The sequence below is a fragment of the Nocardia wallacei genome, assembly GCF_029868745.1.
In the GTDB taxonomy this organism is placed as follows: domain Bacteria; phylum Actinomycetota; class Actinomycetes; order Mycobacteriales; family Mycobacteriaceae; genus Nocardia; species Nocardia wallacei_B.
On sequence record NZ_JARWOP010000375.1, the window covers coordinates 12,580 to 28,145 of the forward strand.

15 protein-coding genes and 1 pseudogene are annotated in these 15,566 nt (G+C 64.8%); 4 read left to right on the plus strand and 12 right to left on the minus strand.

From position 1 onward, the window contains the following. The first annotated feature begins 15 nt into the window (after positions 1-15). Positions 16-141 (plus strand): hypothetical protein, encoded by a 126-nt coding sequence (locus QH470_RS34930; protein ID WP_280276663.1) that lies wholly within the window; start codon positions 16-18, stop codon positions 139-141. Between the two features lie 55 nt (positions 142-196). Here the strand turns inward: QH470_RS34930 and QH470_RS34935 are convergent, their stop codons facing one another. The 11 genes and pseudogenes from QH470_RS34935 to QH470_RS34985 all read right to left on the minus strand — a co-directional run bounded on the left by QH470_RS34935 (position 197) and on the right by QH470_RS34985 (position 11,281). Then, the gene (locus QH470_RS34935; protein WP_280276664.1) at positions 197-1,885 is read right to left on the minus strand and encodes a CocE/NonD family hydrolase; all 1,689 of its coding nucleotides are present in this window, start codon (positions 1,883-1,885) and stop codon (positions 197-199) included. After that, on the minus strand, positions 1,882-2,670 hold the full coding sequence (locus QH470_RS34940; RefSeq protein WP_280276665.1) for an SDR family NAD(P)-dependent oxidoreductase: 789 nt from the start codon (positions 2,668-2,670) through the stop codon (positions 1,882-1,884). The genes QH470_RS34935 and QH470_RS34940 overlap by 4 nt, the downstream gene beginning before the upstream one ends. 6 nt (positions 2,671-2,676) lie before the next feature. After that, positions 2,677-3,462, minus strand: coding sequence for an enoyl-CoA hydratase/isomerase family protein (locus QH470_RS34945; RefSeq protein WP_280276666.1), 786 nt, complete (start codon positions 3,460-3,462; stop codon positions 2,677-2,679). A gap of 23 nt (positions 3,463-3,485) precedes the next feature. Beyond that, positions 3,486-5,108, minus strand: a complete 1,623-nt coding sequence (locus QH470_RS34950) for a long-chain-fatty-acid--CoA ligase (protein WP_280276667.1) — start codon at positions 5,106-5,108, stop codon at positions 3,486-3,488. Beyond that, positions 5,105-5,905 (minus strand): enoyl-CoA hydratase/isomerase family protein, encoded by an 801-nt coding sequence (locus QH470_RS34955; protein WP_280276668.1) that lies wholly within the window; start codon positions 5,903-5,905, stop codon positions 5,105-5,107. The genes QH470_RS34950 and QH470_RS34955 overlap by 4 nt, the downstream gene beginning before the upstream one ends. A gap of 20 nt (positions 5,906-5,925) precedes the next feature. Then, positions 5,926-6,981: pseudogene (locus QH470_RS34960) on the minus strand (bifunctional 3,4-dihydroxy-2-butanone-4-phosphate synthase/GTP cyclohydrolase II); the annotation flags it as partial. A gap of 4 nt (positions 6,982-6,985) precedes the next feature. Then, positions 6,986-7,513 carry a flavin reductase family protein gene (locus tag QH470_RS34965; RefSeq protein WP_280276669.1) on the minus strand — a complete coding sequence of 176 codons (528 nt, stop codon included), beginning with the start codon at positions 7,511-7,513 and terminating at the stop codon, positions 6,986-6,988. 42 nt (positions 7,514-7,555) lie between these two features. Beyond that, positions 7,556-8,623 (minus strand): SDR family NAD(P)-dependent oxidoreductase, encoded by a 1,068-nt coding sequence (locus QH470_RS34970; RefSeq protein WP_342228482.1) that lies wholly within the window; start codon positions 8,621-8,623, stop codon positions 7,556-7,558. Next, positions 8,550-9,500: an isocitrate lyase/PEP mutase family protein gene (locus QH470_RS34975; protein WP_280276670.1), complete on the minus strand. Its 951-nt coding sequence runs from the start codon at positions 9,498-9,500 to the stop codon at positions 8,550-8,552. The genes QH470_RS34970 and QH470_RS34975 overlap by 74 nt, the downstream gene beginning before the upstream one ends. Before the next feature lie 2 nt (positions 9,501-9,502). Next, positions 9,503-10,033, minus strand: a complete 531-nt coding sequence (locus QH470_RS34980; protein WP_280276671.1) for a cupin domain-containing protein — start codon at positions 10,031-10,033, stop codon at positions 9,503-9,505. Between the two features lie 42 nt (positions 10,034-10,075). Next, positions 10,076-11,281, minus strand: coding sequence for an LLM class flavin-dependent oxidoreductase (locus QH470_RS34985; RefSeq protein ID WP_280276672.1), 1,206 nt, complete (start codon positions 11,279-11,281; stop codon positions 10,076-10,078). 291 nt (positions 11,282-11,572) lie between these two features. On the opposite strand from QH470_RS34985, the gene QH470_RS34990 reads away from it, so the two are divergent. Next, positions 11,573-12,619, plus strand: a complete 1,047-nt coding sequence (locus tag QH470_RS34990; RefSeq protein ID WP_280276673.1) for an AraC family transcriptional regulator — start codon at positions 11,573-11,575, stop codon at positions 12,617-12,619. Between the two features lie 9 nt (positions 12,620-12,628). On the opposite strand, the gene QH470_RS34995 is transcribed toward QH470_RS34990, so the two are convergent. After that, a complete protein-coding gene (locus QH470_RS34995; protein WP_280276674.1) occupies positions 12,629-13,534 on the minus strand; it encodes an LLM class F420-dependent oxidoreductase in 906 nt (301 codons plus the stop codon). 219 nt (positions 13,535-13,753) lie between these two features. On the opposite strand from QH470_RS34995, the gene QH470_RS35000 reads away from it, so the two are divergent. Together QH470_RS35000 and QH470_RS35005 are read left to right on the plus strand one after the other, a co-directional pair. Then, positions 13,754-14,485, plus strand: coding sequence for a DUF8020 domain-containing protein (locus tag QH470_RS35000; protein WP_280276675.1), 732 nt, complete (start codon positions 13,754-13,756; stop codon positions 14,483-14,485). A gap of 215 nt (positions 14,486-14,700) precedes the next feature. Continuing rightward, entirely contained in the window at positions 14,701-15,519 is an 819-nt protein-coding gene (locus tag QH470_RS35005; protein WP_280276676.1) for a mycofactocin-coupled SDR family oxidoreductase, read from the plus strand. Positions 15,520-15,566 lie beyond the last annotated feature (47 nt).

A 15,566-nucleotide genomic window follows, 5' to 3' on the forward strand; every position in this document is an offset into this window, starting at 1 on the left:
CGCTGGGCGGCCGAAGTGTTCAATGTCGTTTACGAAGACCTGTACCGGAAAGTCGACTCCGCGTGGCTGATCGCCAAACGGGTGCTCGTCAAGACCTTCGAACCGGAGCAGGTCACACCCGCCTCGGAATCCGCGGCCTAGCGCACCAAAGGCCGCAGGTCACCCTGCGGCCTTTGCCGGCATTTCCCCGAAGTCTTTAAATCGCGGGGATGATCGGCACGGTTATCCGCGACAGATGCGTGGCATCGTGATAGATCGTCTGATGGGCGATTCGATGTTCGGTCGCCGTAACCGGATCATCTCCGGTGTTGAGGTTGCGATCCCACCGCGGAAAGTTGCTCGAAGTGACGTGAATTCGCAGCCGATGGCCACTCTTGATCACGATGCTGGTCGACCACAGGTCGACGTCGATCTCATCGATGCGTCCGCTCTCGGTCCGGACGCGCGTGATGCCGTCCACGATGTTGAGCGAACGGCCTTGTCCGTCGACCTCGCACAATCGCACTACCCAGTCGGTCGAAGGAGCGTCGGTAGCTGCGAAGAGTGTGACACCGATCCGGCCTGTGATCTCCATATCCTCGGTGAGTGGATCGGTGCTGAATACCAGCACGTCATCGCGCGTCTCGACTGCCTGCTGCTCGCGGGGACCCGCGGGAAAACTGCCTGCGATGATCATGGCGCCGCCGGTGGTCGGCACGGGGTCGGCCGGATTGTAAACGTAGGTCGAGGTCGCCTGCTCATCGGTCGGTGTGGACAGGGACAGCCGCCCGCCGGAGTGGAGGAAGAACTCGGTGGGGCGAGCCCTGGCGAGTGGCCAGTGATCCTCGTGGCGCCACTTATTGATACCCATGACGAAGATATCCACGCCGGACTGATGGTTCGCGTCGGCCGGAAGGTCGGCGAGGAAATGGTCGAACCAGTCCAGTTGCACTCCGGTCATCGTCCCGTCGCCACTGGGCAGCGCGACCGACCCCAAGCCGTAGTTCGCCTCGCCCAAGAGGCCGGGCGTGACGGAGGCACTGCTCCGGTGTTCCCACGGCCCGACAATCAAGCGCGCAGTGAGTCCTTGTTCGCGCGCGGCGATGTAATTGTCGACCGTGCCCTGCTGGAAAGAGTCGTACCAGCCGGCGATGTTCAGCGATGGAACCAAGACTTCCCCGTGCCGGCCGGCAACTCGGGCCTCAGCGATCGTCGCGGGCTCACGCAACCCGCGCTCCAGTCCGGTGTCGGGCAGGCCTGTGCGAGCCACAGCCGGCGACGCGCCGGATGGCAACTCCCAGTAGGTCGTTTCAGCGATGCGATCGAAATCCGCAACGCTGATGCCGAGCTTCTCGAGCAATTCCTCGGGATCGGTGGCGATCTTCGGATAGTGGGCTATCGACTGCATCAGCGACCACCACACGTTCACTCCGAACTCCAGTGCGCCGCCACGGAAGAAGAGCCCGTCCTCGGGATCGCACCAGGTAATCTGCGGTGCGATCGCCTTCAGGTGGGGCGGCTGCGTAACAGCCGCGGACCACTGGGTACTGCCGGTGTAGCTGCCGCCGAACATTCCGACTCTGCCATTGCTGCCGGGTAGGTTCGCGGCCCACTCGACGGTGTCATAGCCGTCGGCATGCTCGTGAGCCCACGGCAGCCATTCACCGTCGGAGGCGAACCGGCCTCGCGTGTCCTGCTGCACGACGATGTACCCACGCCGCACCGCCTTCAGCGTGTCGAGTACGAATCCCGCCATCGGCGACGTCTTGTCATAAGGCGTGCGCTGCACCAAAACCGGCCACGGGCCAGCGCCCGAAGGTCGGTATACGTCTGCTCTGAGAACCACACCATCGCGCATCGGCACGGGGAGGTCGAACTCGATCGCCGCCTGACCGATTGCGGTCATACCACCGTCCACCCGCCATCGATGACAAGCGTTTGCCCGGTCATGTAGGACGATGCGTCGCTGGCGAGGAACACCAGGGCGCCGTTGAGTTCGTCTTCGCGGCCGCCGCGCCGCATCGGCATGCGACGGAATCTGCGCTCGCCGGCGCTGCTGGCGAACAGTTCTTCGGTGAGTTCGCTCGGAAAGTATCCCGGCGCGAGGGCGTTGACCCGGATGCCGCGATCGGCCCACTGTGCGGCGAGCTCGCGAGTCAGACTGGTCACGGCTCCCTTGCTGGCGCAGTATCCCGCCTGCGGGATTGACCAGCTGGCCACGAAGCTGTTGATCGAAGCGATATTGATAATGGTTCCCCGGCGCTGTTCCAGCATGTGCCTACCGGCGAGGTGACACAGGCGGTAGAGCGCGACCAGGTTGACGTCCAGTACTTTGCTGAACGTTTCGACATCCTCGTCTTCGGCCGGCTGAATCGAGGTGGTACCGGCATTGTTGACAACGATGTCGATCGCGCCGCGCCATTCGAGGGTGCGGTCGAGGACATCCCGGGCCTGGTCTTCCTTCGTCACGTCCGCCGAGACGGCGAGCATCCGCCCGGGATATTTGTCGACCAGGGCGCGGAGTTGCTCGGTACGACGAGCCGCGACGACGACGTATGCACCGCGTTCGGCCATCGCGGTGGCGAATTGCCGACCGAGCCCCGAGCTTGCCCCGGTGACAATCGCCACTTTGTCGCGGATATCGAACAAAGGATCGGCGATTCGGGGCTCGATGGATGTGGAATTTTCCATCTGCCGTCAGGCTCGCTTGCCGAGTGCGCCGAAGGCCTCGTAAGCGAGCCCCAGCCCGAGCAGTTCGAGAACCTGCTTCTTGAGGGGCTGAACCATGAGGGCACGGGTGAAGCGAAGGGTCGTATCCGATTTCGCCGCAACGCCCCGCGCGATCTCGCGTGCGCGATCGAGCACCTGATCCTGGGGAAGAACCTCCTTGACGAGGCCCCAGCGAAGCGCTTCCGCGGCCGTGATGGCCTCGCCGGAGAGCATGTAGGAACGTGCGCGGTTGATCCCGAGCAGCATGGTCGTCCAGATGTGGGAGCCGTCGCCCGGCGCCATGTCCTCGAACTCGAAATGTCCCGAGTCTTCGAACGACGCCGTGTCCGAGGCGATGATGATGTCGGAGAACAACGGGATCTCGCAGTGCCGGCGTGCGGGGCCGTTCACCGCCGCGATCACCGGGACCTGAATGTCCAGCAGGGCGTTGACCATTTCCCGGTGATCAGTCCAGGCATCCTGCTCCCAGACGGAATACTCCTGAGAGAAATCAGGGATCACCGTCATGATCTGCCCACTGTCGGCCGTCGGCCGCGGACCGATGAACTCGTCACCGGTTCCGGTGATGAGCACGACCCGGTTTCCACGATCGAGCGCTATCTCCCGGAAAGCTCGGGTCAATTCGCGGTGCGCGGGTACCAACAGCTGCAACGAGTCGCCGTCGGTCTGTAGTCGCATCTCGAGGATGCCGTTCTCATCGCGCGAGAACTCGAAGTTCTCGTACTTGTCGCGATAGTCGTCGAGTACTGTCATTTCAGCCATCTCCTGTTGGTTTATTACACCGAATTCTCGAGTGTCTCTCTCAGCATCTTCTTGTCGAATTTCCCCGTGCTGTTCCGCGGAATTTTCTCGACAAGCCGGAATTCTTCGGGGATCCACCACTTCGCCACGCGATCCGCCAGGTGGTCGCGTAGTTCGTCGGCGCCGATCCGTCCGTCGGTCACGACGAATGCGGCGGGGCGCTCACCCCAGCGGTCATCCGGACGTCCGACCACGGCGGCCTCGTGCACCGACGGGTGAGCCATCAGCGCCGACTCGAGGTCCACGGAACTGATCCACTCGCCGCCGGACTTGATCGCGTCCTTGAGCCGATCGGTAATCCGGACCCACCCGTTCGGGTCGATGGTCCCGACGTCCCCGGTCCGCAACCAGCCGTCGTGAAACTTGTCCGCGCCGACCTCCGGTCCGAGATAGGAGCTGGCGACCATGGGGCCACGAATCTCCAACTCGCCCATAGTGATTCCGTCTCGGGGCAGCTCCGCGCCGTCCTCGGCGACCGCACGCATCTCGTAGAGGGGCGAGATGCGGCCGGCCGACGCGCGCGCCCGCCACCCCGAGTCGGTGTCGACCATGGCGGACGGTGCGACCATGGTGGCTCCCGGGAAGACCTCGGTCATCCCCCAGCCTTGGACGAAGTCGATCCCGAGGGCGGCGTAGGCGCGCATGAGCGTTTCGGGAACCGCGGTGCCGCCGCCGACGATGGTCCGCAGGCTCGACAGCTCGGCCGGTGCGCCCGACCGAACGATCCGCAGCAGGTCCATCCACACCGTGGGGACCCCGCCGGCCCAGGTCACGCGGTGCTCGGAAATCAACTCGGCGACCGCCTCGGGCGCGAGATCGGGCCCGGGCAGAACCATGTCGGCGCCGGTGAGCCCACAGATGAAGGGCAGGCCCCAGCCCAGCGCATGGAAAAGCGGGACCAACCCGAGGACGACGTCCGGTTCACCGATCCGGAAGACGTCACTGCCCGCCATGGACAAGGCGTGCAGCACGATCGACCGATGGGAGTACAGGACGCCCTTCGGCTTCCCGGTCGTGCCGGAGGTGTAGCAGAGCGCCGCGGCGGCCCGCTCGTCGACATCGATCGGCGGCATCGGAACGCCGACCCGCGCGACCAGCTCCTCGAAACCGACCTCGCCGGGCGCGAGATCCGCGGCGGCGGCACCGATGACCACAACATGCCGCAGGTGCGGCAACCGGTGCCGCAGACCATCGATCTGCGCCCGGAAAGCGGACTCGACGATCAGCACGGTGTCGTGGGCGTGATTGATCGTGTACACCAACTGGTCTTCGTGCAAACGCGGGTTGGCCGTGTGCAATACCGCGCCCATACCCATCACCGCGTAGTAGATCTCGAGGTGCTCCTGGGTATTCCACGCCAGACTGCCGACCCGATCCCCGGGCCGCACGCCCAACCGCGCCAACGCCGCCGCGAGTCGCTCCGCACGGTCGAGCACCTCACCGAAGGTGGTCGACCGCGACGGCCCGCCAGGGCGGCTCGCCGACCTCGAAATCACTGTCGACCCGTGATGGATCGTGCGCATCCGCCGCAAGAGCAGTGCGATATTCAGATCGACGTCCATCATGAGTCCGGGCGGCAATTGCTCCGGCGCGCTCATCGTTCGACCGAAGCGGCCGCGCGTCGGCGGGCCCGAGCCTCGAGCGCGTCGTTGAGCAGACGCTGGTGGTCGGGCGACACGGCGGACACGCGCTCGGCCTGAAAACCCAGATCCAGCGTCACGCTCGACAACATGTGCAATATCGCGTTGAGCGCCTTCTTCGTGCCTTGCACCGCGACATACGGCGCGGCCGCCATCCGTTCGGCCACCTCCATGGCCCGCGGCACCACCTCATCCGCCGGACACGCCTCGGTGACCAGACCCCATTCGGCGGCCACCCGGCCCACCACCGGATCCCCGGTGAGCAGATACCGCTTGGCCCGTGCCATGCCCACCAGAATCGGCCACATCATCGCCCCGCCGTCGCCGGCGACAAGACCGATCGCCACATGCGGATCCGACAACCGCGCTTCCTCGGCCACGATGCTGAAATCGCTCATCAACGCCATCGTGAAGCCATAACCCGCCGCGGCGCCGTTGACCGCCGCGATCACCGGCTGCGGCACGTTCAGCAGATCATCGACGATCTTTTTCGCCTCGAAAAACGTGGTTTCCCTCGTCACCGGCGTCTCCCCCGCGATCCACTCCAAATCGCCTCCGGCACAGAACGCACGTCCCGCACCGGTCAACACCACCGCCCGCACCCGGCGGTCCATACCGATATCGGCGAAAACGGTCGACAATTCACGATGAAACTCGGCATCGATCGCATTCAACTTCTCGGCGCGCAGGAACGTCACCGTGAGCACACCACTGCTCGACAGATCGAATCCCATGGTCCGATATTTCTCATACATCGTCGGTAACTCCTTCTTCATCGCATGGACGAAATTCCCAGGTCCTCGAGAATTTGCGCACCGATGCCGTAGTCGCGGGAATCGGCAGGTACCCCGAGTCGCAAATCGGCTCCCGCATCCTGCAATTGGTAGGTCTGTAATTTGTGCAGGAGCCCGATCCCGTGACCCTCGTGGCCACGCAGATACAGCACGACTCCCCGGCCTTCCCGGGCGACCGTCTCGAGCGCGGTATCGAGTCGAGGTCCGCAGTCGCAGCGCAACGACCCGAATACGTCACCCGTGAGACATTCCGAATGGACGCGGACGAGCACGTCATTTTCTTCGCGGCCCGGGCCGGCGAGGTCTCCGCAGACCAAGGCGACATGCTCGAGGTCGTCGTACCTGCTTCGGTAGCCCACCGCCCGGAAGAGGCCGTGAGCAGTCGGAATACGCGCCTCGGCGACACGCACCACGAGCTTCTCGTGCCTGCGGCGCCAGGCGATGAGGTCCGCGATCGAGATGAGCGCGAGTCCGTATTCGTCGGCGAAAACGCGCAGTTCGCCGGTGCGGGCCATCGCGCCGGGGTCCGTGCGGCTCACGATCTCGCAGATGACGCCCGCCGGCTGCAGACCAGCCATCCGGGCCAGATCGACAGCGGCTTCCGTGTGACCGGGGCGGCACAGCACACCGCCTTCTCGCGCACGCAGGGGCAGCACGTGGCCGGGCCGGGTGAAGTCGCCGATGCCGGTGGTCGGGTCGGCGAGCAAACGCACGGTCGCGGCTCGGTCGGCCGCGGAGATACCGGTTCCGATCCCTTCCCGCGCATCGACCGTGACCGTAAACGCGGTGCCGTACTTGTCCTGGTTGACGGCATACATCGGGGGCAGGCCAAGACGGTCGCAGTCGTCGCCGGCCAACGGGACACACAGATATCCGGACGTATGGCGAACCATGAACGCCACAAGTTCGGGAGTCGCCTTCTCGGCGGCGAAGATCAGATCGCCCTCGTTCTCACGATCCTCGTCGTCCACCACCACCACGGGTTTGCCCGCGGCGATGTCGGCGATCGCACGCTCGATACCGTCGAATCTCGTCACGTGATCACCTATCGACGTCCACAGACCGAGCGTCGACGAGCTCGCGGAACTTCGCGCCGTGCCAGATGAGCGGCTCGTTGTCACCGACGCCGAGTTTGTTCACCTCGAGCAGCGCCAACCAGTGGTCGCCCGCCTCGGAAACCGAGTGGACCGAGCACTCCAACCACAACGACGCACCCTCGAGGAAAACCGCGCCGCGGTCGCCGACCTCGATCGCGACCTGCTCGAACCGCGCGGCGCGATCCTTACTCGCCAGCTTGCGGGTCAACTCGCTCTGCCCCCTGCCCAAGATCGACACTCCGAGCGCGTCGGCATCCTTGATCAGCGGCCATGTCTCCGACGTCTTCTGCACGGCGACCGCGCCCAGACACGGATCGAGTGATACTCCGACCATGAACGACGAGGCGACCAGCGCGTGCTTCCCGCCGTCGATATCGACCGCGAGAACGGCTACGCCCGAAGGGAATTGGGCAAACGCGTTGCGCACGACCGTCGGATCACCGCCGAAAACACGCACCTTGGTCCGAGTCATCAGTTCTTCCTTTCGCGAGACCGGGAGCGCCCCGCCGACTACCTAATTGCTGGACACATCCGCCGCGTCCGCGGGGATCTCGCTCGCCATCTCCGGCGCCAGGAAAACCATTTGCGCGCGGAGCGACTCACTCGCGTTGAACAACGGGGTGAGATCGCCGTCCCGCATCAGGTTTGTGGCGGTCCCCGCCCAGGCTTCCGGCGTGGGCGCGGCGGCCTTGATCCGCGGCATCGCGGTGAAGACGGTCCTGGCCGCCCCCACACCGCCCACCTCGAAGGACTCGCCGTGCACGGTCGTGTCCTGATGAGCGAGCCACGTGACGAATGCCGCGACGGCAGGCGCGGGAAAGTGTCCGCGCATGAGCTCCTGAACGACCGCATTGCTGTTGGCGAACGCGTCTTCGGTCATCGGTGTCCAGGCGACGGGCAGCAGCGTGGTGACTTGGACACCGACCTCGCGTGCCTCTGCCACCAGGGAATTGCCGAGGCCCCAAATCGCCGCCTTGGCAGCGCCGTAGGAGGTGTCGTTGGGCAGGCCCATCAACCCGTTCGAAGAGATATTGATGAGACGTCCGCTACCCGATTCGATGAGGTGCGGCATGGCGTGGCGGGCGACCTCGACGACACCCCGGAAGCTGGTATCGAAGACGCGCCACCACACGTCGCTGTCCATCTCCCAGAAACGGCCGTAGGCGTTGATTCCGGCATTGTTCACGACGATGTCGAGACGCCCGAAGGTCTCGATCGCCGTCCGCACCAGATCCGCCGCTTCGGCGACAATATCGTGGCTGTCGGAGACCGCCGTCCCGCCGGCTGCGATAATCGCTGCCACTGTTTCCTCGGCGCGGGTGGTGGCGATGTCGTTGACCACGACCCGCGCGCCACGGGAAGCGAGCATAATGGCGTGCTCGCGTCCCATTCCTTGGCCTGCTCCGGTGACGATCGCAACTCGTCCACCGAAGTCGAGTTCGCTCTGCCCAGTCATTTCACGTACCTTTTTTCGATTTGCGGAAAACTGCCCAGCCGTACGGGCGACGCTAGGCATTGGGTGTATTGACGTAATCGCGTTGCGCTTCGGCCGGTAGAAACTTTTCCTCGGTGCCGCGCACATACTCCGGCGACGGCCGACCGAGCCGAGCGCCCCAGCCGAAGTCGTAAGCAGTTCCCTTCGCTTCGTTCATCTTCTCCACATATGCCGCGAACGGAGTGGCGTCGCCCGCTTCCTTGATGTCCAGGAGCAGACGCCACACCTCGTGGACGCCGGGCAGCACGAACGGCACGGCCTCGATCGCCTGGCCCACCGCGGTCAGTTCGGCGAGTGGCCGCCGGCCGATGAGATCGGCGCCCATCACGTAGCTCGGCCCGGGCGTCTCCCGCAGCGCCAGTTCCGCCTGCTCCCAGGTGTGGAATCCCTCGAAGAAGATGGCATCGACGCCGGTCTCGGCGCGGTAGAGCCGGGCCCGGCGAACGGCCTCGTCGACACTTCCGCCGGCGGCGCCGAATCCGTCCGTCCGCGCGACGATCACGAAATCGGCATCCGCGCGGTCGCGAGCGTCGACCGCCGCGTTCAACCGCCCGATCGCCTCCGCGTCCGATACCAGTTCGATTCCGGTCGTTCCGCCGGACTTCTTGGGCTCGCGCTGATCCTCGATGTGGATGCCGGCAACCCCGGCATCGATGAACTCCTCGACCGTGCGCTGGACATTGATGGGGGCGCCGAAACCGGTATCGGCGTCGCAGTACACAGGGATGTCGACGCTGCGCGCGACCCGCTTCGCATGCGCCACCACTTCGGTCAGGGTCAGCCAGCCGACGTCGGAGGCGCCTTCGGCCCACCATGCCGACATGCCGCCGGAAAGCTCGAACGCCTCGAAACCGGCGTGCTGGGACATTTGCGCGTGAAGCGGCAGGGACCCGAACGGCATGACCACGGTTTCGGGGCGCTGAAATATTTCGCGCAGCGCCGCGCCGGGCGAACTCAGACCCATGATTACTCCTCTATTTCCGATGGTCCGTGGTTGTAGCCGATGGTCACAACGATGTAGACACAGTCTTCGTCGTACGGGTTTTTCCACGCATGGGGAACACCGGCCAGCACAAGCAGATCGCCCGGAACGAGAGTTCGCATCTTCCCGCCGGGAAGTTCGAGATCCACTTTTCCGGAGATCACGACCTCGTAATCGATGGTGTCGCTCGCGTGCATATTGGGATCGCCGCCGTCACCGGTGCCGGCCATACTGGGATCGAGTTGCTCAGGATCCAGTTCGTTTCCGGCCGACCGTGCCGGGAAACTGCTCACACCGAACGTGGAACCATTCGGACCCGCCAATCGGACGCGAGCGGGCGGGCCACCAATATTCGCTCTGCTGTGACCACCCTCGACCGCCCAGTAGAATGCGCCGTCGGCGATGCCCGGCATATCGATGACCGCCGGCCCGCCCGCTTCCAGGAAATCCGCCTCCCCCGAGTCGGTGGTTCCCGCGACGACCAGTCGGAATTCTTTCGGATCCGGAAATGTCATGTACCTTCACTCCCTTGTAAAGGATCGGTTCGGGTATCCGCGTCAGGCGCGAAGCCCGGCACTGCGCATCAGCGGGAAGATCTGCTCGTTCAGGCGGTCCAGGCCTTCGTCGTAATCGACCAGCCCGGTGCAGACGCCCGAGATGCCCGCGTCCGACAACTTCTGAATGCCCTCGACGATCATTTCGGGCGTGCCCACCAGCGGAACGAGACCGGCCCTCAGGAAGGTGCGGACGGATTCGTCCTTCTTGAAGTCTCGATCCCGCTTGTAGTCGTCCCAGCGCATACTGCGGGCGTCACCCGAGGCGATGATTTGTTGGTAGCGCACCGCGCTTTCCCAATCGCCCTTTTCATCGACGACGTACTTCACGTAGTCCCGCGCTTCTTTCTCGGTGTCCTTGCACACGATGTGCACGCCGGCCCACAGGCCGAGGTCCGGCCTACCCGCCTGATCGGCGTTGGCGCGAACCTTCTGGGTGACCGCTTTACTGCTGTCCACGTCGGCGACCGCGATGAACAGAATGTTGGCGTGCTTGAACGCGAAGTTCTGTCCGGCGGGGCTGGCGCCCGCACTCATCACCATGGGCCCGGGCGATTGCACAGGCTTGGGGTAAGCCTGAGCACCTTCCAGAGTGAAGAATTCACCTTCGAAGTCGAATTCGTATTCGTCGCCCCCATCGGACCAGAGTCGCTCGACGATCGTCATCCACTCTTCGGCCAGCTCGTAGCGCTTGTCGTGCTCGGGGAGTTCGAGACCGAACATCTTGTACTCCGGCAGGTGGTAGCCGGCGACGGCGTTCAAACCCATGCGACCGCCGCTGATGTGATCGACCGTCGCGCTCATCTTCGCCGCCATGAGCGGATGTACGAACGGGACGTGACAGGTGGCGAAAATCTGAATGTTGCGCGTCACCGCCGCCAGGCCCGCCGCCCAGGTGAAAGTCTCGTGCTGCCTGCCCCAGGGCCGGTCCGGACCGGAAAGTCCCTGCCACCGAGCAATCGGGATGAATCCCTCGACGCCGTACCTGTCCGCCTTTTCGGCAAGGCCCCGGACCTCGTCCCAATTTCCGAGCTTGATGGTGTTCTCGGCAAGCGTCAGACCGCCCTGGCCGGTGGATACATTCGCTCCGAAAATCGCGAATTTGAATTTGTTCGGTCCGTCGACCATGGGCCGTTCGTCACGTTCGACGGTATGATCGGCGACAAAATCCCGGGCAGCGTCGCTCTTGATCAGTTCAGGGGCACTCATCGAATTTCTCCAGATAGTCGTTGTTCGGGTGCCGAAAAGCACCTGCACTATGTCGAATTGCGCGAGCCGATCGCGCTACGGCGGTCCAGACGCACGGGGTGCGCCGGTGGCCTTGCTCACATTCGCTACGGCCAGGTTAAGAGCGGTGTGCACCGGTATGGCATGACATTCGACGCCAATCAGGCCGGAAAGCGCGTCAAGTACTTGCCCCCGCGGCCCGATGGCGCAGGATGCAAAGCTAGTGGCGGGACTTGTGGTACTACCGGGCCTCGGCGGCTCGAGGAGGCAGCAATGAAGCTGAACTCGTATCAGAACCTGCGCGTCGCGAACTTCAGTGTCCACGCGCTGCGCCGGCTTCTCGAAGACGCCGGTCTCGACTGGCGAACGGCACTCGCCAACGCGGAAATCGACCCTGACGCGGTGAGTCGCCCGGGCGGCACCATCCCCGCGAGGAAGGAGCTGGCCTTCCAACTCGAGTTCATCGCCCTGACGAGAGACCGCATCGATCTCTGGCTACACGCCGCGCGCGCCTACACCACCGCCACCGTCGGCGCCCGCGGGATGGCTCTCGCGACCGCGCCGACCATTGCGGCGTGGGTCGAGGTCGCGAGCGCGGTCGACTACTCGCCCGGCCTACTCGAGATCGGGCCTCTTCGAACACCCGACGGCACGGTGACAGGCGTCGAGTTCACCTACCCCGACGCCCCGAAGGAGCTGACACCGTTCAGCGCCTATCGGGACATCTTCGTTGTCAGCCGTTCGTTCGAGTGGCTGTATGGCGGCCGATTCCCGTTCACTCGCATCGATTTTCCGTTGCCGGAGGTCTCGCCCGAAGCCTTGACCTACGTCTCCAGCGACGTTGTCGTCTGTGGCTCCGAGACGCTGCGGATGTGGTGGGACCCCGTGATATCGGCGGAGGAACTCCCGTTCGGAAACGCGTTCCAGCATGCGGCATGGGTCAAAGCGGACACCGAAGTCCTCGACTCGTTCAGGGCGACGGGCGACTGGCCGGACACCGTCGCCAAAGCCATCCGGGCCGCACCGGCGCTAAACCGCAAACTGGCGAATGTGGCTGCCGCGCTGCAGGTCTCGCCGCGCACCCTGCAGCGCAAGCTCGAACTCGCGGGCCACGACTTCGCCGAGCTGCGCGACCAAGTCCTGTGCGACCTCGCCTGCGATCTGCTCTCCAATTCCGATTACTCCGTATCGCGGATATCTCGGACGCTGGGCTACAAGGACGCCGCCAGCTTCACGATCGCCTTCAAGCGGTGGCGGGGGATGCCGCCGTCCGCGTACCGGGAGGCCACCCACTACGGTCCCGACAGCCCCCCGGAGTAGCTCGCGCAGTCAGAGTTGAAGCGCCGCTGCGAGTTCGCGCAAGGCCGGGCGCGGATCGCTCCGGGGCGTGTCGCCCAGGACCTGCACCACGACGTGGTCCGCACCGGCGTCGAGGTGCGCGGTGATCCGCGAGGCGGCATCGGCGGCGGAGCCCATGCCGACAAGCGCACGAGCCAAACGGTCGGACCCGCCGTCCACCACATCGGACTCGTCGAAACCCAGCCGCAGCCACGAGTTCCGGTAATTGGGTAGCCGCGAGGACGGCCCCAGGTGCGAGTGTGCGCGCCGGAGTTGATCGTCCGCACTGCCACCGATCGCCACGGCCTGCTCGGTCACGATCCATCGGTCTTCGCCCAGGATCGAGCGGGTGAGTTTCGTGTGCTCGGGTGTCACCAGGTACGGGTGTGCGCCGTCGGCATGCTCACCGGACAACTCGATCATCTTCGGGCCCAACGCGGCCAGCAGCCGCAGAGCCGTGGAGCCGGCCTCGATCTCCGCGGGCAGGCCGTCCATGCGCTCTAGGTAGGTGCGCATCATCGCGAGAGGTTTGCGGTAGGCGCCGCCGACCACCTGATCGACGAACGGCGCATGACTGACCCCCAGACCGAGGACGAACCGTCCCGGATACAGGGCACTGAGGAGGCGGCCGCCGGACTCCGCGGCCGTCGGTATCCGGACATGGATGTTGGCGATGCCCGTCCCCACGACCAGCCGGTCGGTGGCGGCCAAGAAGGCCGCGGACTCCACGAGCACGTCTTTGCCGCTGCCCTCGGGCATGAACAACGATCCGAAACCCATCGCCTCGATGTCACGGGCGATGTGCTGCGCCTCGCGGATCGGCCACGGTTCACTGTTCCACCACACGCCGATCCTGGACGGAAACGTCACTCGGGCAGGCTTATTCGTCACCTTCATGCAGATACACCCTTCCCTATTTGGACGAGATGTGTCAGTATGCTTGAGATCACACTACTCCGGCGATGCGCCACACCGCAGCCGCCCCGGGCGGCCACGTCGGCTCGCATTACCCGAACAATCGACTGATCAGTCCCTGCCGCCTCGGCATCGAAATTCGAATTCGCAGCAGATATTTCGGGTCGAAATCTCCCGCTTGCCCCGATGAAGGAAATCGAAATGGAGTACAAGAAACTTACCAGGACCACCGTGGCGGCCATCGCGGCGACGAGCCTGTGGAGTGGGACGGCCTTCGCTCAGTCGCCCGCCGACGGGGCGGAGACGACGGAGATCCACTACATCGCCAGGGTGGCGGGACGGTCCGTGGTGCTGTCCACCGACATCGGCGCGCTGGCGGTCAGCGGCAGGTACCTCGACGTACTCGACCCCCTCGGAAACACGGCCGCCACGATCCCGCTGGTCTATCGGATGGACGATCTCGACCGGCCGATAAACGCCGAGGTCTCCGGCCGGACGGTGGTACTGACACCCGATACGACTCCGGCCGCCGCCACGCCGGCCGCCGACTTCCCGCAGGTGACACCGGTCGCCGACGTATTGCAGCAGGTCGCGGCGACATATCCGAGCGCGGACGCGCGTTCCGCCGATGCGTTGGCGACGTTGACCCAGCAGGTGTCGGTGGCGAGCATGCTGAGCGCGATGTTCGGAACAGTCATCGGCGCCGGGGTCGGATGTGTCGGCGGGCTCGTGGTCGGAGTCGCGGCCACCGCTCCGGTGGCGTGGTTGCTCGGCGCGGGGCCCATCGCGGCATGCCTCGGCGGCGCCGTGTTGTTCGGATCCCTGGGCGCCATCGGCGGCACATTGCTGGTCGGTGGACCGATCGCGGTGGCCGCGGTGTTCCAGTATTTCCAGACCTTGAACGCCCCCATCGTGCCACCCGCGCAACCGTAGTCCGGACACCGAATTACACCTGGCGTGGAACCCATGCTTATTGGCGCCGAAACCTCTGGTGCACGTTCGAATTCATTACTACAGTCCTGCAGATTACCTACCCGGAACCCCGCCCGCCGAACGAAGGCGACTTCAGGGCCGATACGCAACCTTCCAATTTTGGACGATATGTGTCAGTATGGTGGGCATCACAACGGTGGATCGGAGCTGAAACAATGTCGGGACGCATGGAAGGCAAAGTCGTCTTCATCACCGGCGCCGCACGCGGTCAGGGTCGCGCCCATGCCGTCCGCCTCGCGGAGGAAGGCGCGGACATCATCGCCGTCGATATCTGCGCGTCGATTCCCACGGTCGGGCAGTACGACGGTGCGACCGCGGCGGATCTCGCCGAGACGGTGACTCTCGTCGAGGCGCTCGGCAGGCGGATCGTCGCCGAGCAGGCCGACGTACGGGACCTCGCGCGCCTGCGGCAGGTCGTCAGCATCGGGGTGGCCGAGCTGGGTCGACTCGACGGCGTCGTCGCGAACGCGGGAATCGAGATCTTCAAGCCCTGGGACAAATTCACCGAGCAAGAGTTCCGCGACGTCATCGACGTCAATTTGATCGGAGTGTGGAACACGGTGATGGCCACCGCGCCGGTGCTGGTCGACGCGAACAACGGCGGGTCGATTGTGCTCATCTCGTCCGGCAACGGGCTCAAGGGCGGTCCGTTCAATCTCGCGTACACCGCCTCGAAATTCGGCGTGAACGGTATGGGAAAGACCCTCGCCGCCGAACTCGGCAAGCACCGGATCCGGGTCAATACGGTGCATCCCGGGCCGGTCGACACGGAGATGTCTCGGCATATCGCTCCCCGTTTCGGTGAGATCGCCGCCGGCAATGAGGCGCTGCTGAGCACTTACGCCCACTTCCATCCGGACAGCGTCATGGATCCGACGGAGATCTCACACGCCGTCCTCTATCTCCTCTCCGACGAGTCCACCTGGACGTCGGCCCTGTCCATGGCTGTCGACGGTGGCGTCACGGCGTTCTGAGGTCGAGCGACCACGGACGAAAGAGCAGGAAAGGAGCGCGACCGGCG